The sequence below is a fragment of the Rhodopseudomonas sp. genome (genome assembly GCF_048594845.1).
Lineage (GTDB): Bacteria > Pseudomonadota > Alphaproteobacteria > Rhizobiales > Xanthobacteraceae > Rhodopseudomonas.
This window is the reverse complement of the sequence record NZ_JBMDXE010000047.1, coordinates 1-22,227: the sequence shown is the minus strand read 5'-3', so window position 1 is coordinate 22,227 and position 22,227 is coordinate 1. Positions and strand designations below refer to the sequence as shown.

The 22,227-nt window shown below is 64.7% G+C and carries 15 protein-coding genes and 1 pseudogene; 9 read left to right on the top strand and 7 right to left on the bottom strand.

Annotated elements, in window-relative coordinates:
- Window positions 1–1,063 precede the first annotated feature (1,063 nt).
- Window positions 1,064–3,118, top strand: a complete 2,055-nt coding sequence (locus ACOJTD_RS02605; protein WP_420131383.1) for a HAMP domain-containing methyl-accepting chemotaxis protein — start codon at window positions 1,064–1,066, stop codon at window positions 3,116–3,118.
- A 69-nt stretch (window positions 3,119–3,187) separates the two neighbouring features.
- On the opposite strand, the gene ACOJTD_RS02600 is transcribed toward ACOJTD_RS02605, so the two are convergent.
- From ACOJTD_RS02600 to metF, 3 genes are all read right to left on the bottom strand, one after another.
- Window positions 3,188–3,457 (bottom strand): hypothetical protein, encoded by a 270-nt coding sequence (locus ACOJTD_RS02600; protein WP_420131382.1) that lies wholly within the window; start codon window positions 3,455–3,457, stop codon window positions 3,188–3,190.
- Between the two features lie 120 nt (window positions 3,458–3,577).
- Window positions 3,578–7,459 carry a methionine synthase gene (gene metH, locus ACOJTD_RS02595; protein ID WP_420131381.1) on the bottom strand — a complete coding sequence of 1,294 codons (3,882 nt, stop codon included), beginning with the start codon at window positions 7,457–7,459 and terminating at the stop codon, window positions 3,578–3,580.
- A 6-nt stretch (window positions 7,460–7,465) separates the two neighbouring features.
- Window positions 7,466–8,356: a methylenetetrahydrofolate reductase [NAD(P)H] gene (metF, locus tag ACOJTD_RS02590; RefSeq protein WP_420131380.1), complete on the bottom strand. Its 891-nt coding sequence runs from the start codon at window positions 8,354–8,356 to the stop codon at window positions 7,466–7,468.
- 430 nt (window positions 8,357–8,786) lie between these two features.
- Between metF and ACOJTD_RS02585 the strand changes: the two genes are divergently transcribed.
- On the top strand, window positions 8,787–9,803 hold the full coding sequence (locus ACOJTD_RS02585) for an LLM class flavin-dependent oxidoreductase (RefSeq protein WP_420131379.1): 1,017 nt from the start codon (window positions 8,787–8,789) through the stop codon (window positions 9,801–9,803).
- Window positions 9,804–9,933: 130 nt separating this feature from the next.
- On the opposite strand, the gene ACOJTD_RS02580 is transcribed toward ACOJTD_RS02585, so the two are convergent.
- Both ACOJTD_RS02580 and ACOJTD_RS02575 read right to left on the bottom strand, forming a co-directional pair.
- On the bottom strand, window positions 9,934–10,788 hold the full coding sequence (locus tag ACOJTD_RS02580) for a prephenate dehydratase (protein WP_420131378.1): 855 nt from the start codon (window positions 10,786–10,788) through the stop codon (window positions 9,934–9,936).
- Between the two features lie 75 nt (window positions 10,789–10,863).
- Complete coding sequence (locus ACOJTD_RS02575; protein WP_420131377.1) at window positions 10,864–11,601, bottom strand: 3-deoxy-manno-octulosonate cytidylyltransferase; 738 nt, start codon at window positions 11,599–11,601, stop codon at window positions 10,864–10,866.
- A gap of 211 nt (window positions 11,602–11,812) precedes the next feature.
- Here ACOJTD_RS02575 and ACOJTD_RS02570 point away from each other — a divergent pair, with 211 nt between their 5' ends.
- The 7 genes from ACOJTD_RS02570 (at window position 11,813) to ACOJTD_RS02540 (ending at window position 21,028) form a co-directional block, all read left to right on the top strand.
- On the top strand, window positions 11,813–12,364 hold the full coding sequence (locus tag ACOJTD_RS02570; RefSeq protein WP_420131376.1) for a c-type cytochrome: 552 nt from the start codon (window positions 11,813–11,815) through the stop codon (window positions 12,362–12,364).
- Window positions 12,365–12,666: 302 nt separating this feature from the next.
- Window positions 12,667–14,562: an extracellular solute-binding protein gene (locus ACOJTD_RS02565; RefSeq protein ID WP_420131375.1), complete on the top strand. Its 1,896-nt coding sequence runs from the start codon at window positions 12,667–12,669 to the stop codon at window positions 14,560–14,562.
- Window positions 14,563–14,576: 14 nt separating this feature from the next.
- Window positions 14,577–16,454: an extracellular solute-binding protein gene (locus tag ACOJTD_RS02560; RefSeq protein ID WP_420131374.1), complete on the top strand. Its 1,878-nt coding sequence runs from the start codon at window positions 14,577–14,579 to the stop codon at window positions 16,452–16,454.
- Window positions 16,455–17,564: a microcin C ABC transporter permease YejB gene (locus tag ACOJTD_RS02555; RefSeq protein ID WP_420131373.1), complete on the top strand. Its 1,110-nt coding sequence runs from the start codon at window positions 16,455–16,457 to the stop codon at window positions 17,562–17,564. It begins immediately after the preceding gene.
- Window positions 17,564–18,739 carry an ABC transporter permease gene (locus tag ACOJTD_RS02550; RefSeq protein ID WP_420131372.1) on the top strand — a complete coding sequence of 392 codons (1,176 nt, stop codon included), beginning with the start codon at window positions 17,564–17,566 and terminating at the stop codon, window positions 18,737–18,739. Before ACOJTD_RS02555 ends, ACOJTD_RS02550 begins: the two co-directional genes overlap by 1 nt.
- A 5-nt stretch (window positions 18,740–18,744) precedes the next feature.
- Entirely contained in the window at window positions 18,745–20,382 is a 1,638-nt protein-coding gene (locus ACOJTD_RS02545) for an ABC transporter ATP-binding protein (protein ID WP_420131371.1), read from the top strand.
- A 7-nt stretch (window positions 20,383–20,389) separates the two neighbouring features.
- Window positions 20,390–21,028: an NUDIX domain-containing protein gene (locus ACOJTD_RS02540; RefSeq protein WP_420131370.1), complete on the top strand. Its 639-nt coding sequence runs from the start codon at window positions 20,390–20,392 to the stop codon at window positions 21,026–21,028.
- Here ACOJTD_RS02540 and ACOJTD_RS02535 read toward each other — a convergent pair.
- On the bottom strand, window positions 21,012–21,881 hold the full coding sequence (locus ACOJTD_RS02535; RefSeq protein WP_420131369.1) for an NlpC/P60 family protein: 870 nt from the start codon (window positions 21,879–21,881) through the stop codon (window positions 21,012–21,014). The two genes, ACOJTD_RS02540 and ACOJTD_RS02535, sit on opposite strands and share 17 nt — an antisense overlap.
- Window positions 21,874–22,227 (bottom strand): annotated as a pseudogene (locus ACOJTD_RS02530) (leucyl aminopeptidase family protein); the annotation flags it as partial. The pseudogene ACOJTD_RS02530 and the gene ACOJTD_RS02535, both read right to left, overlap by 8 nt.

Here is a 22,227-nt window from a genome sequence, read left to right as displayed (position 1 = left end):
GTTCCGCTTCCACCGAAGCGCACGCGAACAGTCGGACGCGACGGCGACCAAAAACCGTGTCGGGCGCCGGGGAGAGCACGAGATACGCCGTTAACACCATCGCGCGCGGAACGCCGGATGTTCTCCGGTGTGACCGTGGTTGCTAACTCGTGTGCTTTTTACTTACGCACACGAGGCCGCGGGTGCATCGGGCACCCGGCGTTCCGCGCGCCCTCTTCCAAGGGAGGGCGACAGGAATGCAGCAAACCTCGGGCGCGATGCGCCGCGGGAATGCGAAGGCGTGGCTGTTTGACAGTTGAAGCTCATCGACGATGTGATGCGAGGCATGTCGCGAAAGGATGGATTGCCGGGTCAAGCCGGGCAACGACAGCTTAGCACCGGTCGAGGGCGATCAAGATCCAGAGCAGTGAGCTATATCAGTAGCGCCGGTCGTCGTGACATCGGTCGATGTGGGGATCATCTGTGCCCCGAATTGCCGATCAGCAAGTAGTTCTACGTAGTATCCCTGAGCTAGCTATTTGGCGTTCCGCGTCATCGCGATGCGGCTTTGGCGCGGTCCAATCCCGGGTGGAACTAACGCATTATTAGTCGGACATGCAGACAAATAGCCGACATGGCATCGGTGCCGTGAGTCGGCGGAAGCTGCGGCGCAGCGGTTGCGGATTAACGTCGATGAAATCGTCGGCGCGGATTCGCCGATGTTGTTCGGGGAGCTGCTTAACGATGCCGGCAGCGCGGCGCCGTCCTTCGTAGTTCTACGCGTTGAGCGGAAACGGCCGGCGCAACTAGAGATTATTTGATTGTGGAGCGAGCTCAGCGCTCGCAAGCGGGGCTGAATCGAGGGCGGTAGGTTGTTTGATCGGCGGTCGGTTTTCAAAGGATTTGCAGCCTGTGCCTGTTGCGCGGAGATGTGCGCGAGCTTCGCGGACCGGCGCAGATCCAGCGCTTCGCCGCGCTGTTCCCGGACAATGTCCGGCCCGCTCCAGCGCCGCAACCGACGCTTCCTGATCGACGCGTCCTGATCACCATCGAGCTGCCGTTTCCGGATCGCAAAGGAACACAGATGTCGTCCAAGCCCAACGCGTCCAACAGCCTGTTCGGCGTGTTCAACAACCGACGGATCAACACCAAGATCATGATCGGCTTCGCCCTGATCCTGGCGCTGACCGCTGTGCTGGCGGCGGTGTCGTATCGCGGCCTCAACAACGTCAAAGCCGGCTTCGACACGTTCAATCAGCGGGTGGCGGTCGTCGGGCTGGCACGCGAGGTCGAGCGCGGCTTCGTCGGCTATCGGCGGCTGGTGCGTGAATACGCGCTGACTGGTGATACCGAGCCGATGCAAGAGGCCAAGCGGCGCCAGCCGGTGCTGATCGACATGATCGGCCAGGCGGTGGCCGAGACCAGGAATCCCGAGCGCCACAAGAAGTTCGTCGAGCTCGGCGAGGCCTTCAAGCTATACGGCAATCAGTTCGACAAGCTGATCATGCTGCGGCAGACCCAGGACAAGCTGATCCATCAGACGCTCGATCCGCTCGGCCTGAAATCGCGCGCCGAGATCGAGGAGATGCAGACGCTGTCGGGCGCGCGCTCCGGCAGCTCCAACACCACGGCGCTGGTCGGCGAGGCGTTGAAACAGTTGCTGCTGGTTCGCCTCAACGTCAACAAGCTGCTCGGCCGCCACGAACAGAGCGCCGCCGACGGCGCCGAACGAGCGCTCGCGGCGTTGAAGGCGGCGATGGCGGCGCTCTCGGCGTCGATCGTGAATGACGATGTCCGCAAGGTGTTTGCCGACGTCAGCGCCAATGTCGACGCCTATGCCGACGCCTATCACCAGGCGGCCCGCAACGCCCACGACATCGAGCTGCTTAGCAATGGCGAGATGACCAAGCTGGCGCAGGCCATCACCACCGATGCCGAGGCCATCAAGGCGTCCGGCATCGCCGAAGAAAAGCAGATCGAGCACGAGACGGCCGAACTGATCGTGTCGACCGAGCGGCTGGTGGCGATGCTGGCGGCCGGCGCATTGGTGCTGGGCGTGGTGCTGGCCTGGCTGATCGGGCGCGCCATCGCGAGGCCGGTGGTCGGGCTCTGCGCCGGGATGCGCGAACTCGCGAACGGGAATTTCCACATCGTGCTGCCCGGGCTTGGGCGCGGCGACGAGGTCGGCGACATGGCGCAGGCGGTCGAACTGTTCAAGGTCAAGGCCGAGGAGAAAGCGCGGGCGGAAGCCGAGGCCAAGGCTGCGGAGGATCGCCGGCTGGCCGCGCTCCGCAAGCAGGAAATGATCCAGATCGCCAATCAGTTCGAAGGGGCGGTCGGCGAGATCGTGCAGACGGTGTCGTCGGCCTCGACCGAACTCGAGGCGTCGGCGACCACGCTGACCGCGACGGCCGAGCGCACCCAGCAAGTCACGACCGCGGTCGCTGCGGCCTCCGAAGAAGCCTCGACCAACGTGTCTTCGGTGGCCTCGGCGACCGAAGAGATGGCGTCGTCGGTCAACGAGATCAGCCGGCAGGTGCAGGAGTCGGCGCGGATCGCTGACGAGGCGGTGTCGCAGGCGCAGAGCACCAACGCCCAGGTCAGCGAACTGTCGGCTGCGGCGGCACGGATCGGCGATGTGGTCGAACTGATCAACCAGATCGCCGGCCAGACCAACCTGCTGGCGCTCAACGCCACGATCGAGGCGGCGCGCGCCGGCGAAGCGGGGCGAGGCTTCGCGGTGGTGGCGGCCGAGGTCAAGGCGCTGGCGGAGCAGACGGCGAAAGCGACCGGCGAGATCAGCGCGCAGATCAGCGGCATTCAGGCTGCGACCGACCAGTCGGTCACCGCGATCCGGCAGATCGGCGGCACCATCTCCAAGATGTCGGAGATCGCCTCGACCATCGCGTCGGCTGTGGAAGAGCAGGGCGCGGCGACGCAGGAGATCTCGCGCAACATTCAGCAGGCGGCGATCGGCACTCAGGAGGTGTCGGAGAATATCGTCGAGGTGCAGCGCGGTGCGACCGAGACCGGCTCCGCGTCCGGTCAGGTGCTCTCTGCGGCGCAGTCGCTGTCCCGCGACAGCACCATGCTGAAGCAGCAGGTCAGTAGCTTCCTCGCCACGGTGCGGGCCGCCTGACGCGGAACCAGCCAAACAAAACGCCGCGCTCCCGATCGGAACGCGGCGTGCAGTTAGTCGTGGGAGTGATTACTTCGACATGCTGCCACCGGCCGCGCCGGTGCCGCTGTTCTTCTTCATGCCGTTGTTGTGCTTGGCGTCGCCCGGCTTGGCCATGCTGCCGGACGTCGCCGAACCGGCGCCGGTCGTGCCGGAGCCCATGGTTCCGTTCTGCATCGTGGTGTCGGAGGTGCCGCCGGTGCCGGCGTTTCCGCCGCCCTGGCTCTGGCTCGGCTGAGCAAAGGCCAGCGAACCAGTGAAGGCGACGACACAAAGACCGGCGGTGAGTGACTTGATCATGAGACGAGGCTCCCTAGTTTCCTGACGCGCCAACGTGCCCCAACAGGCATCGTTCCGTAGCAGGGAGCAGCCTTTCTCGATCGCAAGTGTGGTTAATGGCCTTCGCAGGCGCAGCGGGGCTTACTTCGCCCCGACCGCTTTCTTGCGCCAGGCCAGGTGAACCGCGCAATTGCAGCCCGGCGGATGCGCCGGCAGGTCGCTGACCTCCTCTGCGCTGAGCACAGCGTCGGTGATCGGCGCCAGCGGCGGCATCGGTTCCTCGCGGCGCGGCGCATCCGGCGCGCGCTCGGGGATGTAGTTCAGCACCGGAGCGAGCCAGCGCTCGGCCTCGGCCGCCGCCCAGCCCTTGCGCCGGGCATAGTCCTCGACCTGATCGCGCTCGATCTTGCCGACGCCGAAGTAATAGCTGTCGGGGTGGCTGAAATACAGGCCGGACACCGACGAGCCCGGCCACATCGCGTAGCTCTCGGTCAGCGTCACGCCGGCATTGACCTCGGCGTCGAGCAGCCGGAACAGCGTCGCCTTCTCGGTGTGGTCGGGCTGCGCCGGATAGCCGGGGGCCGGACGGATGCCTTGATACTTCTCCAGGATCAGGTCCTCGGCCGACAGCGTTTCGTCCGATGCGTAGCCCCAGAATTCGCGGCGGACGCGGGCGTGCATCCGCTCCGCGAAGGCCTCGGCGAGGCGATCGGCCAGCGCCTTGACCAGGATCGAGGAGTAGTCGTCGCCGGCGTTCTTGAACTTGTCGGCCACGACGTCCTCGCCGATGCCGGCGGTGACGACGAAGCCGCCGATATAGTCCGGAACGCCGCGCGGTGCGATGAAATCGGCGAGCGCCGCATTGGCCCGGCCTTCGCGCTTCTCCAGTTGCTGGCGCAGCGTGTGCAGCGCGCCGATCGAGGCGTCGCGCTCGTCGTCCGCATAGATGATAATGTCGTCGCCGACCGCGTTGACTGGCCAGAACCCGATCGCGGCTTTCACGGTGAACCAGTTCTCGGCGACGATGCGGTCCAGCATCTTGCGCGCGTCGGCATAGAGCGAGCGCGCCGCTTCGCCGACCTTGGCGTCATCGAGGATGGCGGGGAAGCGGCCGGCGAGCTCCCAGCTCTGGAAGAACGGCGTCCAGTCGATGTAGTCGACCAGCTCGGCGAGTGGATAGTTGGCGAAACGGCGCACGCCGAGGAACGACGGCTTCGCCGGCGTGTGCGCAGCCCAGTCGATCTTCACGGCGTTGGCGCGAGCATCGGCCAGCGACAGCCTCTTCTTGTCAGCCTGCGCGCGGTGATGCGCGGCGGTGATCTTGGCATAGTCGGCGCGGATCTCGGCCGCGTAGCTCGGGCCGCGCTCGCGCGACAGCAGCGACGAGGCGACGCCAACCGCGCGGCTGGCGTCGTTGACGTGCACCACGCTGCCGGCCGGGTAGGCCGGGTCGATCTTCACCGCGGTGTGGACGCGGCTGGTGGTGGCGCCGCCGATCAAGAGCGGCACATTCATGCCGCTGCGCTGCAACTCACCGGCGAGGAAGCTCATCTCGTCGAGCGATGGCGTGATCAGGCCGGACAGACCGACGATGTCGGCATTCTCGGCCTTTGCCGTCTCGATGATCTTCGCGGCCGGCACCATCACGCCGAGGTCGATCACCTCGAAGTTGTTGCACTGGAGCACGATGCCGACGATGTTCTTGCCGATGTCGTGGACGTCGCCCTTGACGGTGGCGAGCACGATCTTGCCGGCGGTGGCGCGCTCCCCGGTTTCCTTGCCGGCCGCGAGGTTGGCGGCTTTCTCGGCCTCCATGAACGGCATCAGATAGGCGACCGCCTGCTTCATCACGCGGGCCGACTTCACCACCTGCGGCAGAAACATCTTGCCGTCGCCGAACAGGTCGCCGACCACGTTCATGCCGGCCATCAGCGGGCCTTCGATCACGTGCAGCGGACGTTCCGCCTTGGCGCGCGCCTCTTCGGTGTCGGTTTCGATATATTCGGTGATGCCGTGCACCAGCGCGTGGCTGAGCCGCTGCTCGACCGGCCACGAGCGCCACGCGAGGTCTTGTTCCTTCGCGACCTTGCCTTGGCCGCGATACTTCTCGGCGAGCGCCAGCAGCCGTTCTGATGCGCCGGAATCGCGGTTGAGGATGACGTCCTCGCATACCTGGCGCAGCTCGGGATCGATGTCGTCATAGACGATCATCTGGCCCGCATTGACAATGCCCATGTCCATGCCGGCCTTGATGGCGTGATACAAGAACACCGAATGCATCGCCTCGCGCACCGGCTCGTTGCCGCGGAACGAGAACGACAGATTGGAAACGCCGCCGGAGACGTGGGCGTGGGGCAGGTTCTGGCGGATCCAGCGCGTCGCCTCGATGAAATCGACGCCGTAATTGTTGTGTTCCTCGAGCCCGGTGGCGATCGCAAAGATGTTCGGATCGAAGATGATGTCTTCGGGCGGGAAGCCGACGCGCTCGACCAAGATGTCGTAGGCGCGCTTACAAATTTCGGTCTTTCGCGCGTAAGTATCCGCCTGACCGGTTTCGTCGAACGCCATCACCACGACAGCGGCGCCATGGCGGCGCGCGATGTTGGCCTCGTGGATGAACTTGTCCTCGCCTTCCTTCAGCGAGATCGAGTTCACCACCGGCTTGCCCTGCAGGCACTTCAGCCCGGCCTCGATGACGGCGAACTTCGAGGAGTCCACCATCACCGGCACCTTGGCGATGTCTGGCTCGGCGGCGACGAGATTGAGGAAGGTGACCATCGCGGCTTCGGAATCCAGAAGCCCTTCGTCCATGTTGACGTCGATGATCTGCGCGCCGTTCTCGACCTGATCGCGCGCCACCTGAAGCGCGGCGGCGTAGTCGCCGGCGGTGATCAGCTTGCGGAACTTCGCCGAGCCGGTGACATTGGTGCGCTCGCCGACATTGACGAAAGGAATGTCCTTGGTGAGATCGAACGGCTCGAGCCCGCTCAGCCGTAGCCGCGGCTCAATCGCCGGGATCACCCGCGGCTTATGCGGCGCCACCGCATCGGCGATCGCCTTGATATGTGCCGGCGTGGTGCCGCAGCAGCCGCCGACAATGTTGACGAGACCGGCTTCGGCGAATTCGCCGACGAGCGACGCCATGTACTCCGGGCTCTCGTCGTATTGGCCGAATTCGTTGGGCAGTCCGGCGTTGGGATAGGCGCAGACCAGCGTGTCGGCGATGCGGCTGATATCGGCGATATGCGCACGCAGATCCTTGGCGCCGAGCGCGCAATTGAAGCCGATGGTCAGTGGCTTGGCGTGGCGCACCGAATTCCAAAATGCCTCGGGCATCTGGCCGGAGAGCAGGCGGCCGGATTTGTCGGTGATGGTGCCCGAGATCATCACCGGCACGTCGATCCCGCGAGCTTCGGTGATCTCGGCGATCGCGTAGAGCGCTGCCTTGGCGTTGAGCGTGTCGAAGATGGTCTCGACCAGCAGCAGGTCGGCGCCGCCGTCGAGCAGGCCGTTGATCTGTTCGCTATAGGCGATGCGCAGATCGTCGAACGTCACCGCGCGATAGCCGGGATTGGCGACGTCGGGCGAGATCGAGGCGGTGCGGTTGGTCGGGCCGATCGCACCGGCGACGAAGCGCGGCTTGCCGTCTTCGGCCTGGACGCGGGTCGCGGCATTGCGGGCGAGGCGGGCGCCTTCGCGGCTCATCTCATAGGCGATGTCGGAGAGGTCGTAATCGGCCTGTGCGATCGAGGTCGAAGAGAAGGTGTTGGTCGCGACGATGTCGGCGCCGGCGCGCAAGTAAGCGGCGTGAATGTCCTCGATCGCCTGAGGCTGGGTGAGGATCAGCAGATCGTTGTTGCCGCGCAGATCGCGGTGAAAATCCTTGAAGCGCTCGCCGCGGAATGCGGCTTCGTCGAACTGGCGAGCCTGGATCATCGTGCCCATCGCACCGTCGAGCACCAGGATGCGTTCGTGCGCCAGCGCGGTGAGTTCGGCCCGCTTCGGGGAGATCGGCTTGGTCATGTCGGTTTACGCGGCTTTCTGGGCGGCGACCTGCGGCCTGAGGCCGAGCAGGTGGCTGATCGCGAACACCAGGTCCGCGCGGTTCATCGTGTAGAAATGGAAGGTGTCGACGCCATGCTTGGCGAGCTTGTGCACCTGACCGGCCGCGACGGTTGCGGCCACCAGCTTGCGGGTGTCGGGATCGTCGTCGAGGCCTTCGAACTGCTTGGCCAGCCAGTCCGGCACGCTGGCCCCGGCGCGGGTCGCGAAGCCGGCGGCCTGCTTGAAATTCTGCACCGGCAGAATGCCCGGCACGATCGGGATGTTGATGCCACGCGCGCGGACGCGATCAAGATAGCGGAAGTACAGATCGTTATCGAAGAAGAACTGGGTGATGGCGCGGGTCGCGCCGGCGTCCACCTTGGCCTGCAGCATGTCCAGATCGGCATCGAAGCCCGTGCTCTCGGGATGCTTCTCTGGATACGCCGAGACCGTGACGTCGATGTCCGGGTGCCGCCGCTTGATCGCAGCGACCAGATCGGCCGAACTGCGGTAGCCCTGCGGATGCGGCGCGTAGGCGCCGCCGAGACCGCTCGTCGGATCTCCGCGCAAAGCAACGATGTGGCGGACGCCGATCTCGTAATAGCGCTCGACGACATCGTCGACATCGGCGCACGGCGCATCGACGCAGGTGAGGTGCGCCGCCGGCGTCAGGCTGGTCTCTTTCAGGATCCGGGCGATCGTAGAGTGTGTGCGCTCCCGCGTCGAACCGCCGGCGCCGTACGTGACCGAAACAAAGCGCGGCGCCAGCGGCGCGAGCCGGCTGATGGCCTGCCACAGGTTGCGCTCCATCTCGTCGGTCTTCGGCGGGAAGAACTCGAAGGAGATCGCCGGAAGGTGCGGCAGCAGATCAGTCATGTCACATCATCCAGAATGGCGGTCGGGTCAGTCGGCTTTCGGCTCGGCTCTAATGGTGCAACGATCCGGCCCATCGCCGGCCCAGCATTCATGCGGCACTGCGATAGCTCTATAAACTTAGGCTAAACCCGGGGACGAGGACAGCCCACTTTCCGCGTTTTATGCATGGGAAATTGCCCAACTTGATCAAAATTGAGCCGGTAACGCGCCGACCTGAATTAAGAGTGGGCAGAAGAGAGGCTCGGTCAGCCGAGGCTGCAGCTTGAATCGGAGCCAAGACCGAATTTTCGTCGATTGCTGGCCATTCCGCGCAAGCTTCGGCCCTGAGTTTGGCCGGCCGCTGCCCACTTGAGTCTGCGGTTTCTCCCTACAGCGAATTTCTTAGCCCAATACCTTTGCGTGTGCTTCGGCCGCACCCTAGTTTAACGGGATGTTACCGCTCTCCATTCTCGACCTTTCGGTCGTCACCTCCGGCACGCCGCCCGCGGCAGCCTTGCGCAATTCCATCGATCTGGCCCGCCACGCGGACCGGCTTGGCTACGAGCGCTATTGGCTCGCCGAGCACCACAATCTGCCGTCAGTGGCGAGCCCGGCTCCCGAGATCATGATTGGGCAGATTGCGGCGGTGACCGAACGCATCCGCGTCGGCTCGGGGGGCGTGATGCTGCCCAACCACGCGCCGCTGATGGTTGCCGAGCGGTTCCGGATGCTTGAAGCGCTGTTCCCGGGGCGGATCGATCTCGGTATCGGCCGAGCTCCGGGCACCGATCAGGCCACGATGCACGCGCTGCGCCGCCGGCTCGACGTCCGCGAGGGCGACGACTTCCTGGAGCGCCTGCAGGAACTGACGCTGTGGGAGACGCGCGGCTTCCCGGCCGGCCATCCCTACAACAACGTCATGGCGATGCCGAACGACGTGTCGCTGCCGCCGATCTGGCTGCTCGGCTCCAGCGATTACAGTTCAGAGCTTGCCGCGCAGGTCGGCATGGGTTTCGCCTTCGCGCATCACTTCGCGTCTTACGAAGCGGTCGAAGCCCTGACGCATTATCGCGCGCGCTTCCAGCCGACGCGCTGGCGCAGCGCTCCGCACGGCATCCTCGCCGTCGCGGTGGTTGTCGGCGAGACCGACGCGGAAGCCGAGCGGCTGGCGCTGTCGATGGACGTCAGCCGGCTGCTCCGCGACCGCGGTCGCTACGTGCCGCTGCCGAGCGTGGAGGAGGCGCAGGCGATTCCGCTGACAGACGCCGACCGTGCCTCGATCGCGCGCAACCGCTCGCGATTGTTCGTCGGCAGTCCATCGACGGTCGTGAAGCTGCTTCAGCCGCTGATCAAAGCCAGCCAGGCCGACGAACTGATGGTGATTACCGCGATCTACGATCACGAAGCGCGGAAGCGCAGCTACACGCTGCTCGCGGAAGCCTTCAAGCAGCAGCAGGCGGCGGCGTAGTTAGTTCAAGCAAGACCGTTCGTCATTGCGAGGAGCGAAGCGACGAAGCAATCCAGCTCGGTGAACTGGGCTTGTGGATTGCTTCGCTGCGCTCGCAATGACGGGGTAAGTTCTTTCTCGCCGAAGGGGCTTACCGCTCCGTAAACGTCGCCCGGAACGGATGCCCCGGATAGACGCCGACGATCCGGAATTCGCGCGAGAAGAACTTCAACTCTTCCAGCGCGAACGCCAGGTTGCGGTCTTCGGGATGACCATCGACGTCGGCGTAGAACTGCGTGGCGAAGAAATTGCCGTCCACCATGTAGCTTTCCAGCTTGGTCATGTTGACGCTGTTGGTCGCGAAGCCGCCGAGCGCCTTGTACAGCGCGGCCGGCAGGTTGCGGACGCGGAAAACGAACGTCGTCACGAGATGCCCCGAACCCTGCGCAGCCCAGCGCGGCTCGCGCGCCAGCACTACGAAGCGCGTGGTGTTGTGCGCCTCGTCCTCGATGTCCTCGGCCAGAATGTCGAGGCCGTAGATTTGCGCCGCCAGCCGCGACGAGATCGCCGCGCTGCTCTTGTCGCCGCGCTCGGCGATGATACGGGCCGAACCCGCGGTGTCGCCGGCAACAATCGGTTTCAGCCCGAACTTGCGGATGATGCGGCGGCATTGGCCGAGCGCGTGGACGTGGCTCTCGACGGTCTTGATGTCCTCGAGCTTGGCGCCGGGCACAGCGACGAGCTGATGCCGGATCGGCAGAAACCATTCGCCGACGATGAACAGGCCCGACTGCGGCAGCAGATGATGAATGTCGGCGACGCGGCCCGCCACCGAGTTCTCGATCGGGATCATGCCCAGATCGGCTTCGCCCGAGCTGATGGCTGCCAGCGCGTCCTCGAAGGTGGCGCAGGGCATCACCTCGGCGGTGGGATAAGCGTCGCTGATCGCGATATGCGAATTCGCGCCGGGTTCGCCCTGGAAGGCGATTTTCAAGGTCTTGGTCATGACAGTCCTGGTTTCTGGCCGGCGTTCTAGCAGCCGCAGCATTTTCCGCCAGAGGGATCGCGGGGGAGCCGCACCTCAGCCGCCGAGCACGCGCCGCGCGGTCTCCAGATCGGCCGGGGTGTCGACGCCGCGCGGCACGCTGTCGACGATCCCGACATCGATCCGCATCCCGGCCTCGAGCGCGCGGAGCTGTTCCAGCTTCTCGCGCTGCTCGAGCGGCGAGGGCGGGAGCGCGACGAAGCGCTCCAGCGCTTCCCGGCGATAGGCGTAGAGGCCGATGTGGTGATAGCGCGGACCTTCGCCGTACGGCGCGGTCGCTCGGGTGAAATACAGCGCGCGCAGCCGGTCCGGCCCGATCGGTGAGCCGATCACCTTCACCACGTTGGGATTGGTGGCTTCTTCCTCGGTGTGAATCTCGGCGGATAGCGTGGCGATATCGACGGCCGGGTCGGACAGCGGCGGCAAGACCGCGCCGATCTGCTCCGGTTTGATGGTCGGGAAGTCGCCCTGCAGATTGATCACTGTCTCGATAGCATGCTCCGGATCCAGAATCTGGAGCGCCTCGTAAATGCGATCGGAGCCCGACGGATGATCGGCTCGTGTCATCACAACCTCGCCGCCATGCGCCCGGACCGCGTCGGCGATCGCCGGCGTATCAGTCGCCACAGCGACGCGGCCGATGCCTGCCGTTATTGCGCGCTGCAGCACTTGGACGATCATCGGCTTGCCGGCGATATCAAGCAACGGCTTGCCGGGTAGCCGGGTCGCGGCCATGCGTGCAGGGATCAGGACGAGCGTGCGGGGAGAGGTCATCTGGTTCGCGGGCGCGGGTCCCGCCTCATGGCAAAAACCGGCCGGCCAAGGCGGCTACCGGGACGGTATCAGGCTGGTGGAAGGTCGCAGGTGACAGGTCTTATACGGGTTGCCAGAGCAGGGGCAAACCGATATCTCATCAAGTAAAGATCAGTTGCGACTGCCAACGAAAAACAAATCAGACTTGGTCTGACGGGAGCGCGAGCGAACCATGGATTCATTCGAACTCAACAAGATTGTCGGCGCGGTCCTGGCCACCTGTCTGGTGTTGCTGCTGTCGAACTTCGCCGCCAAGGCCATCTTCACTCCCGACAAGATCGAGAAGCAGGGTTACGCCATTGCGGTGAAGGAAGCTGAGCCGGCGCCGGGCAAGGACGCTCCGGCGGCCGCCGCTGCCGAGCCGATCGAGACGCTGCTGCAGACCGCGTCGGTCGAGAAGGGGATGGGCGCTGCCAAGAAGTGCGCCGCCTGCCACACCTTCGAGAAGGACGGCCCGAACCGCGTCGGCCCGAACCTCTATGGTATCGTTGGCGAGAAGCGGGGCGAGGGCCGCGGCTTCAACTTCTCGGCGGCCATGAAGGCCAAGGGTGGCGAATGGACGTTCGACGAACTCAACAAGTTCCTCGCCAATCCGAAGGGTTACATCCCGGGCACCGCGATGGGCTTCGCCGGCATTCCGAATGACAAGGAACGCGCCGACCTGATCGCCTATCTCAACAAGAATTCGGACAAGCCCGAGGCAATTCCGACCGCCGCCAAATAACGGTCCCACTCGGGTCTGACTTCCACATCACTGATGGCGTCGAGCGGCCGGGTTTCCCCCGGCCGTTTTCGTTTGCGCGATCACGCCGGTCTGATCGGGACGTTTCGCCGCAACGGCCGGGGCGGCGGGGTGTCATCCTTTGGGAAATCCGGCATAATCGGCCGAATCCTCGCCTTATATTGCGGCTTGAGTGCAAGCCTTGATGTCCAAATCTTAAGAACCAAATCCTGAGATCATGTGCTGAGATCAGCTCTGACATCAGTTCGATCGTGCCAGTCCGACCTCAACAGGAATTCCAGACCGTGACTTTGACCCGACGACATCTTCTGCAGGCCGGCGCAGCGGCAGCCGCCACTCCGGTTTTCGGCCTCGGCTCCGGCTTGCTGGCGAGCGTGCCTGCCGCGGCAGAGGGGGCGGCGGACCAGCTGACCTGGCGGCATGGGCTGTCGCTGTTTGGCGAGGTCAAATACCCGGCCGACTTCAAGCGGTTCGATTACGTCAATCCGGATGCACCGAAGGGCGGCGTGGCGCGGCAGATTTCGCTCGGCACCTTCGACAATTTCAACCTCACGGTCGCGGGCGTGAAGGGAAACATCGCGCCGGCTGTGGGCTATCTGTACGAAACGCTGATGACCCAGTCGCAGGACGAGGTCGGCACCGAATATGGTCTGCTGGCCGAGTCGGCCGCGCATCCGGACGACTTCTCCTGGGTGGTGTATCGCCTGCGCGCCGACGCCCGCTGGCACGATGGCAAACCTGTGACAGCCGATGACGTGGTGTACTCGTTCGACACCCTGAAGAAGTTCAGTCCTCGTTACGCTTCTTATTATCGACACGTCGTCAAGGCCGAGAAGAGCGGCGACCGCGACATCCGATTTACCTTCGACGGACCCGGTAACCGCGAGCTGCCCACGATCGTGGGCGAACTGCTGGTCCTTCCGAAGCATTGGTGGGAGGGGACCGACGCCCAGGGCCGCAAGCGTGACGTGTCGGCCACCACGCTGGAGCCGCCGCTCGGTTCGGCGCCGTATCGGATCAAGGAGTTCGTCGCCGGCCGCTCGATCGTGCTGGAGCGGGTGAAGGATTACTGGGGCGAGAAGCTGCCGGTACGCATCGGTCAGAACAATTTCGACGAACTGCGCTTCGAATTCTTCCGGGACAACACCGTCGCGCTCGAGGCCTTCAAGGCCGACCAGGCCGACTGGATCATGGAGAATTCCGCCAAGCAGTGGGCCACAGCCTACGACTTCCCCGCCGTCGCCGATAAGCGCGTGGTGAAGGAGGAATTCCCGATCAATGATTCCGGGCGGATGCAGGGCTTCGTGCTCAATCTTCGCCGCGAGATGTTCAAGGATCCCCGGGTGCGGCGCGCCTTCAACTACGCGTTCGACTTCGAGGAGATGAACAAGCAGCTGTTCTACGGCCAGTACAAGCGGATCGCCAGTTACTTCGAGGGCACCGAGCTCGCCTCCAGCGGCCTGCCGCAGGGCGACGAACTCGCGATCCTGGAGACGGTGCGGGACAAGGTGCCGGCCGAGCTGTTCACGCAGGCCTATACCAACCCGGTCGGTGGCAATCCCGAGGCGGTGCGTGGCAATCTGCGCGAGGCGATGCGGCTGGTGAAGGAGGCCGGCTTCGATATCAAGGATCGCAAGCTGGTCGATCCGTCCGGCAAGCCGGTGACGGTCGAGATGCTGGTGCAGGATCCGTCATCGGAGCGGATCACGCTGTTCTACAAGCCGTCGCTGGAGCGTCTCGGAGTCACCGTGTCGATCCGCGTGGTCGACGATGCGCAGTACCAGAATCGTATTCGTGCGTTCGACTTCGACATCATCACCGACCTGTGGGGGCAGTCGCTGTCGCCCGGCAACGAACAGCGCGACTATTGGGGTTCGCAGGCGGCCGATCAGCAAGGCTCGCGCAACACTATCGGCATCAAGAACCCGGCAGTCGACGCGCTGATCGACAAGGTGATCTACGCCAAGGACCGCGCCACTCTGGTGGCAGCGACGCGCGCGCTGGACCGTGTGCTGCTGTGGAATTTCTACGTGGTGCCGCAGTTCACCTACGGCTTCATGCGCTACGCCCGCTGGGACCGCTTCGGCCGCGCCGAACTGCCGAAATATGCGCGCTCGGGCCTGCCGGCGCTGTGGTGGTACGACGCCGACAAGGCCGCCAAGATCGGTCGGCGCTCTTGAGGAGCCGCCCGGGCATGGCGCAGCTCAACCGTCGCGACGTTCTCGTCCTCGGCGTCGGCGCATTGGCGGCGACGCAGTTCACCCCCGCCACCGCTGCAGAAGGCGAGAGTATCGCCCACGGCGTGTCGGCGTTCGGCGACCTCAAGTACCCGGCCGACTTCAAACATTTCGACTACGTCAATCCGAGTGCGCCGAAGGGCGGGGTGTTCTCGACCATCCCATCGGTCCGCGCTTTCAATCAGTCGTTCCAGACCTTCAATTCGCTCAACGCCTTTATCCTCAAAGGCGACGGCGCACAGGGCATGGGCCTGACCTTCGCGTCGCTGATGGCACGTGCCGGCGACGAGCCCGATGCGATGTACGGCTTTGCGGCGTCGTCCGTGGCGATCTCTGCCGACGGTCTGACCTATCGGTTCACGATGCGTCCGGAGGCGCGGTTTCACGACGGCAGTAAGCTGACCGCCAAGGACGCCGCTTTCTCGCTGAATATCCTGAAGGCCAAGGGCCATCCGATCATCACGCAGCAGATGCGCGACTTCATCAAGGCGGACGCCACCGACGACGCGACGCTGGTGGTGACATTCGCGCCGAAGCGCGGCCGCGATGTGCCGCTGTTCGTTGCCGCACTGCCGATCTTCTCCGAGGCGTACTACGCCAAGCATCCGTTCGACGAGTCGACGATGGAAGTGCCGCTCGGCAGCGGGCCCTACAAGGTCGGACCGCTGGAGTCCGGCCGCTTCATCTCGTTCGAGCGCGTCAAGGGCTGGTGGGGCGAGAAGCTTCCGGTCAATGTCGGCGCCAATAATTTCGATACCGTGCGCTACGAGTTCTATCGCGACCGCGACGTCGCCTTCGAAGGCTTCTCCGGTCGCTCGTACCTGTATCGTGAGGAATTCACCTCGCGGATCTGGCATACCCGCTACGACTTCCCGGCGATCCGCGATGGCCGCGTCAAGCGCGAGCAGGTGCCCGACGAAACGCCGTCCGGTGCGCAGGGCTGGTTCATCAACACCCGGCGCGACAAGTTCAAGGATCCGCGCGTGCGCGAGGCGATCGGCTGCGCGTTCGATTTCGAATGGACCAACAAGACCATCATGTACGGCACCTATGCGCGTACGGTGTCGCCGTTCCAGAACTCCGACATGATGGCGGTCGGGCCGCCATCACCGGAAGAACTGGTGCTGCTCGAGCCGTTCCGCGGCAAGGTGCCGGACGAAGTGTTCGGCGCGCCGTTCATGCCGCCGGCGTCCGATGGCTCGGGCCAGGACCGCGCGCTGCTGCGCCGTGGCGGTCAGCTCCTGACCGAAGCCGGCTTCGTCATCAAGGATCGCAAGCGGCTCACGCCGAGCGGGGAGCCTTTCCACGTTGAATTCCTGCTCGATGAGCCGGCGTTCCAGGCCCACCATATGCCGTTCGTCAAGAACCTCGGCACGCTCGGCATCGAGGCCACGGTGCGGCTGGTCGATCCGGTGCAGGCACGGGCGCGGCGGGACGATTTCGATTTCGACATGGTGATCGAGCGCTATAGTTTCTCGACCGTACCGGGCGATGCGCTGCGCAACTTCTTCTCGTCGCAGTCGGCCGCCACCAAGGGGTCGAACAATCTCGCCGGCATCGCCGATCCGGCGATCGATGCGATGATCAATCAGGTGATCGCCGCCGACACCCGCGCCAAGCTGGTGGTCGCGGCGCGGGCGCTCGACCGGCTGATCCGCGTCGGCCGCTATTGGGTGCCGCAATGGTACTCGTCGACGCACCGGCTGGCCTATTGGGACGTGTTCGAGCATCCGGCAAATCTGCCGAAATACACCGGCGTCAATGCGCCCGACCTGTGGTGGGCAAAGAGCAACCCCGCCGCCGAGCGCAGCGATCCGAAGGGCGAGGCGAAGTAGATGGCGTCCTATATCCTCCGCCGCATTCTGCTGATGGTGCCGACGCTGCTCGGCATTCTGTTCGTCTCCTTCGTGGTGGTGCAGTTCGCGCCCGGCGGCCCGGTTGAACGCGTGATCGCGCAGCTCTCCGGCGCCGACACCGGCGCGGCCTCGCGGGTGTCTGGCTCGTCGGGCGGTGATTTTGGCAGTCGGCCGCAGGCCGGCGCCTCGTCGGATGCGGTGAATTCGAAATATCGCGGCGCGCAGGGGCTCGATCCGGAGTTCGTCAAGAGCCTGGAGAAGCAGTTCGGCTTCGACAAGCCGGCGCCCGAGCGCTTCGCCATTATGCTGTGGAATTTCGCGCGGTTCGATTTCGGCAAGAGTTACTTCCGCGACGTCAGCGTGCTGCAGCTGATCAAGGAAAAGCTGCCGGTCTCGATGTCGCTCGGCATCTGGATGACGCTGCTGACCTATCTGATTTCGATCCCGCTCGGCATCCGCAAGGCGGTGAAGGACGGCTCCAAGTTCGACACCTGGACGTCGGCAATCATCATCGTCGGCTTCGCGATCCCCGGATTTCTGTTCGCGATCCTGCTGATCATCCTGTTCGCCGGCGGCTCGTTCTTCTCCTGGTTCCCGTTGCGCGGTCTGACATCCGACGGCTGGAGCCAGTTTCCCTGGTACTGGAAGATCATCGACTATTTCTGGCATCTGGCGCTGCCGCTCACCTCGATGGTGCTCGGCGCGTTCGCCACCATGACGCTGCTGACCAAGAACTCGTTCCTCGACGAGATCCGCAAGCAATACGTCATGACAGCGCGCGCCAAGGGCTGCAGCGAAACCCAGGTGCTGTACGGCCACATCTTCCGCAACGCGATGCTGATCGTGATCGCCGGCTTCCCCGGCGCCTTCATCCATGCGTTCTTTTCCGGCTCGCTGCTGATCGAAACCATCTTCTCGCTCGACGGCCTCGGCCTGCTCGGCTTCGAAAGCGTGCTCAACCGTGATTATCCGGTGGTGTTCGGCACGCTGTTCATCTTCTCGCTGGTCGGACTGGTGGTGAACCTGTTGTCCGATCTGACCTATATGTGGATCGATCCGCGGATCGACTTCGAGGCGCGGGAAGTCTGATGACCCTGATCGCACGCGAACCGGTCGAAAGCACCCAGGCGACGCTCGGCGAAGCCGTGCCGCCGACCCGGCACCGGCTGTCGATGTCGCCGCTGAACCGAAGGCGCTGGCAGAATTTCAAGGCCAACCGCCGCGGCTACTGGTCGTTCTGGATCTTCCTGGTGCTGTTCGGCGTGTCGCTGTTCGCCGAATTCATCGCCAACGATCGCCCGCTGCTGATCCGATACGACGGTCACTTCTATTTCCCCGCGGTGGTGACCTATTCGGAGACGACGTTCGGCGGCGACTTCGAAACCGCGGCCGACTATCGCGATCCGTTCCTGCAAAAGCTGATCGCCGACAAGGGCGGCACCATCATCTGGGCGCCGATCCGCTATTCCTACGGCACCCACAATCTCGATCTGCCGACGCCGGCGCCGTCGAAGCCGACCTGGATGCTGACCGAGGCGGAATGCAAGACGGTGGTCGAGAAGAAGGGCGTGCGCGGCTGCCGCGACCTCGAATACAACTGGCTCGGGACCGACGATCAGGGCCGCGACGTCGTCGCGCGGCTGATCTACGGCCTCCGCATCTCGGTGCTGTTCGGCCTTAGCCTCACCATCGTGTCGTCGATCATCGGCATCGCCGCCGGCGGCGGGCCAGGTTACTTCGGCGGCTGGGTCGACCTCGGCTTTCAGCGCTTCATCGAAGTCTGGACCGCGATCCCGTCGCTGTATCTGCTGCTGATTTTGTCATCGGTGCTGGTGCCCGGCTTCTTCGTGCTGCTCGGCATCCTGCTGCTGTTCAGTTGGGTGTCACTGGTCGGGCTGGTCCGCGCCGAGTTTTTGCGCGGCCGCAACTTCGAGTACATCACCGCAGCGCGTGCACTGGGCGTCTCCAATGCCAAGATCATGGTGCGGCATCTGCTGCCGAACGCCATGGTGGCGACCATGACGTTCCTGCCGTTCATCGTTTCGTCCTCGGTAATGACGCTGACGGCGCTGGACTTCCTCGGCTTCGGCCTGCCGCCCGGCTCGCCGTCGCTCGGCGAGCTTCTGGCGCAGGGCAAGGCCAACGTTCAGGCGCCTTGGCTCGGCTTCACAGGCTTCTTCGCGGTGGCGATAATGCTGTCGCTGCTGATCTTCATCGGCGAAGCCGTCCGCGACGCCTTCGACCCGCGCAAGACGTTCAGGTGAGCGAGATGGACGCCCTCAATCAGCCCTTGCTCTCGGTCGACGACCTCTCTGTCGCATTTCATCAGCAGAGCGGCACGACCACCGCGGTCGATCGGATCTCGTATCAGATCAAGCGCGGCGAGTGTGTCGCGCTGGTCGGCGAGTCCGGTTCCGGCAAGTCGGTCAGTGCGTTGTCGATCTTGAAGCTGCTGCCGTATCCGACGGCGTCGCATCCGACCGGCAAGATCCGCTTCAAGCGGCGCGAGCTTCTCGGGATGTCGGAGAACGACATCCGCGAGCTGCGCGGCAACGAGATCTCGATCATCTTTCAGGAGCCGATGACCTCGCTCAACCCGCTGCACACGATCGAACAGCAGCTCGGCGAGATACTTCAGCTGCACGGCGGTCCGCGCGGCGCCAAGGGGAGGGCGCGGATCGTCGAGTTGCTGACACAGGTCGGCATTCCCGAGCCGAAGACGCGGCTCGGCAGCTATCCGCATCAGTTGTCCGGCGGTCAGCGCCAGCGCGTGATGATCGCGATGGCGCTCGCCAACGAGCCCGATCTCTTGATCGCCGACGAGCCGACGACCGCGCTGGACGTGACGGTGCAGGCTCAGATCCTGGCGTTGCTGGCCGACATCCGGTCGCGGCTCGGCATGAGCATGCTGTTCATCACCCACGACCTCGGCATCGTGCGGCGTATCGCCGACGTGGTCTGCGTGATGCACAACGGCAAGATTGTCGAGCAGGGACCTGTCGAACAGGTCTTCACCAAGCCGCAGCATGCCTACACTCAGGCGCTGCTGGCAGCCGAGCCGAAGCCGGATCCGGCGCCGCCCTGTCCGGAGGCGCCGGTGGTCATCGCGGCGGACGATCTGAAGGTGTGGTTTCCGATCAAGCGCGGCCTATTGCGCAAGACCGTGGGGCATATCAAGGCGGTCGACAGCGTCACGCTGGCGGTGCGCAAGGGTGAGACGCTCGGTGTGGTCGGCGAGTCCGGCTCGGGCAAGACCACGCTGGGTCTGGCGCTGCTGCGGCTGATCGCGTCCGAAGGGCCGATCGTGTTTCTCAGCACCAACATCCAGGGCCTGAAATTCAAGGAGATGCTGCCGTATCGCCGCGACATGCAGATCGTGTTTCAGGATCCGTTCGGCGCGCTCAGCCCGCGCATGTCGGTCGGAGATATCGTCGCCGAGGGGCTGCAGGTGCACCAGCCGCAGCTCTCGGAGGACGAGCGCGAGGCGCGCGTGATCAAGGTGTTGAAGGATGTCGGCCTCGATCCTACGACCCGTTTCCGGTATCCACACGAATTCTCTGGCGGTCAGCGTCAGCGCATCAGTATCGCCCGCGCGGTCGTGCTGGAGCCGAATTTCGTCGTGCTCGACGAGCCGACATCGGCACTCGACATGCTGTTTCAGGCGCAGATGGTCGACCTGCTGCGCGAACTGCAGCGCAAGCGCGATCTTACCTACATGTTCATCTCGCACGACCTGCGGGTGGTGGCGTCTCTCGCGAGTCATCTGATCGTCATGAAACAAGGCAAGGTTGTCGAAGAGGGGCCGGCGGCGGAGCTGTTCAAGTCACCGAAGACGGACTATACGCGTGCGCTGTTTGCCGCCGCGTTCCGGCTCGAGACGGCCCCAGATAGTGCCGCTTCGCAATAGGTGTTCGATGACCGAAATCGCCGTGACCTCTCAGCTCGCAGATCGCGAGGCCGACGTCACCGTTTCCGCGCCGGAAATTCTGGGGCGCGGCTTCATGAGCTACGAGCGCTACGAAGTGTCGCTCCGTCGCGAGGGTGAGCCGCCGCTGTTGCAGCGGCGCGACGTGGTGCGCGCCGGACGCGTCGCGGCGGTGGTGCCGATCGATCTGGCGCGCGACGAGATCGTCCTGATCCGGCAGTTCAGGCTGCCGGCACATTTCGCGGCGGGGCGCGGCGATATGGTCGAGGTCGTCGCCGGCCGGGTCGAGGAAGGCGAGGCCGCGACCACTGCGGCGCGCCGCGAATGCATCGAGGAGATCGGCGTCGCGCCGGAGCGGCTCGCCGAGCTGTACAGCGTGCTGCCGACGCCGGGCTTCACCGACGAGCAGATCACCTTCTTCGCCGGCTTCCTGGATTCCAGCACGGTGTCGGAGCGCGGCGGCGTCGCCGATGAGGACGAAGATACGCAGCCCTTCGTCGTGTCGATCGACGAGGCGCTGGCCGCGCTCGGCGATGGCCGCATTGCCAATGCGCTGCTCTACAGCGCGCTCCAATGGTTGGCGCTCAATCGCGGCCGCCTGCAGGAGCTGTTCAACCGAGCCGCTTGATCGCGGTCAGCGGACTGCCGCTCGCCGCGATCCGCGCCATTGCGTCCTGCATCGGCTCGATCGCGGTCGCCAAGTGATACGCGTTGGCATGTACGATGCTATCGCGATCCCGAGCGATCGCGACGTGGCCTCTCCAGAACAGCAGATCGCCGCGCTGCAGATGCGTTTGCTCCTCCAGCGAAACAGATTGTCCCAGCGCCGCCTCCTGCATGTCGCTGTCGCGCGGCGCCTTGATGCCGCAGGCGGCGAGCGCAGTCTGGACCAGGCCGGAGCAGTCGATACCGAGGCTGGTCCGGCCGCCCCAGAGATAGGGCGTGCCGATGAAGCGCTCGGCCACGGCGACGTAATCGGAGGCCACCTGATCGAGTGGGCCGAGATGCTGGCGCGGCACGTACCAGCCGCTCCACGTCACAGCGAGCGAGCCGTCTTCGCGGATCACCGCCAGCCGTGCGCCGAGCGGCAATGTGGCGACCGGCGGAAGCTTGATGGAGGGGCCGGCGAAGGCGAAGCTGCGCAAGGCCGTGACCACATGACTCGGCTCGAGGCCGGGTCTTCGCAACATCGCGTCGGGCAGCCAGCCGACATAGCCGTCGGCGGCGAGTTGTCCCCACGCCCAGCCTTCACTGTCGCGATCATAGATCGTGACGCGCTCACCCATCAGAGCCTGGGTTTCTAGCGGCGCGTCGGGCTCGGGCGACCGCCGCATCGGGACGATCGGCTCGGCGATCTCGAAGCTCTCACCTTCGACGAAACGCGTGGCGCTGACCTGGCCTTCGAGAGACTTCGCCGCGAGGTCCGGCCGCGCCGGCGTCAGCCTCGGATCGTTCCTTGTTTCGTTGTTCAGATCAGCCATAGCGCTCGCTCAGCAGCGCGAAGATGGCGCGGGCGGCCTGGCATTCGCCGCCTTCCGGACGCGCAGGCTTCGACTTCGGCGTCCAGCCGTAGATGTCGACGTGCAGCCAGCTCTTCGCGTTCTCGACGAAGCGCTGCAGGAACAATGCGCAGGTAATCGAGCCGGCAAAGCCGCCGGACGGCGCGTTGTTGATGTTGGCGACCTTGGAGTCGAGCCAGCTATCATACGGCGCCCACAGCGGCATGCGCCACAACGGATCGTTTTCGGCCGCCGCGCAGCGCGCCAGCTCATGCGCCAGCGTATCGTCCGAGGTGTAGAACGGCGGCAGATCGGGGCCGAGCGCAAC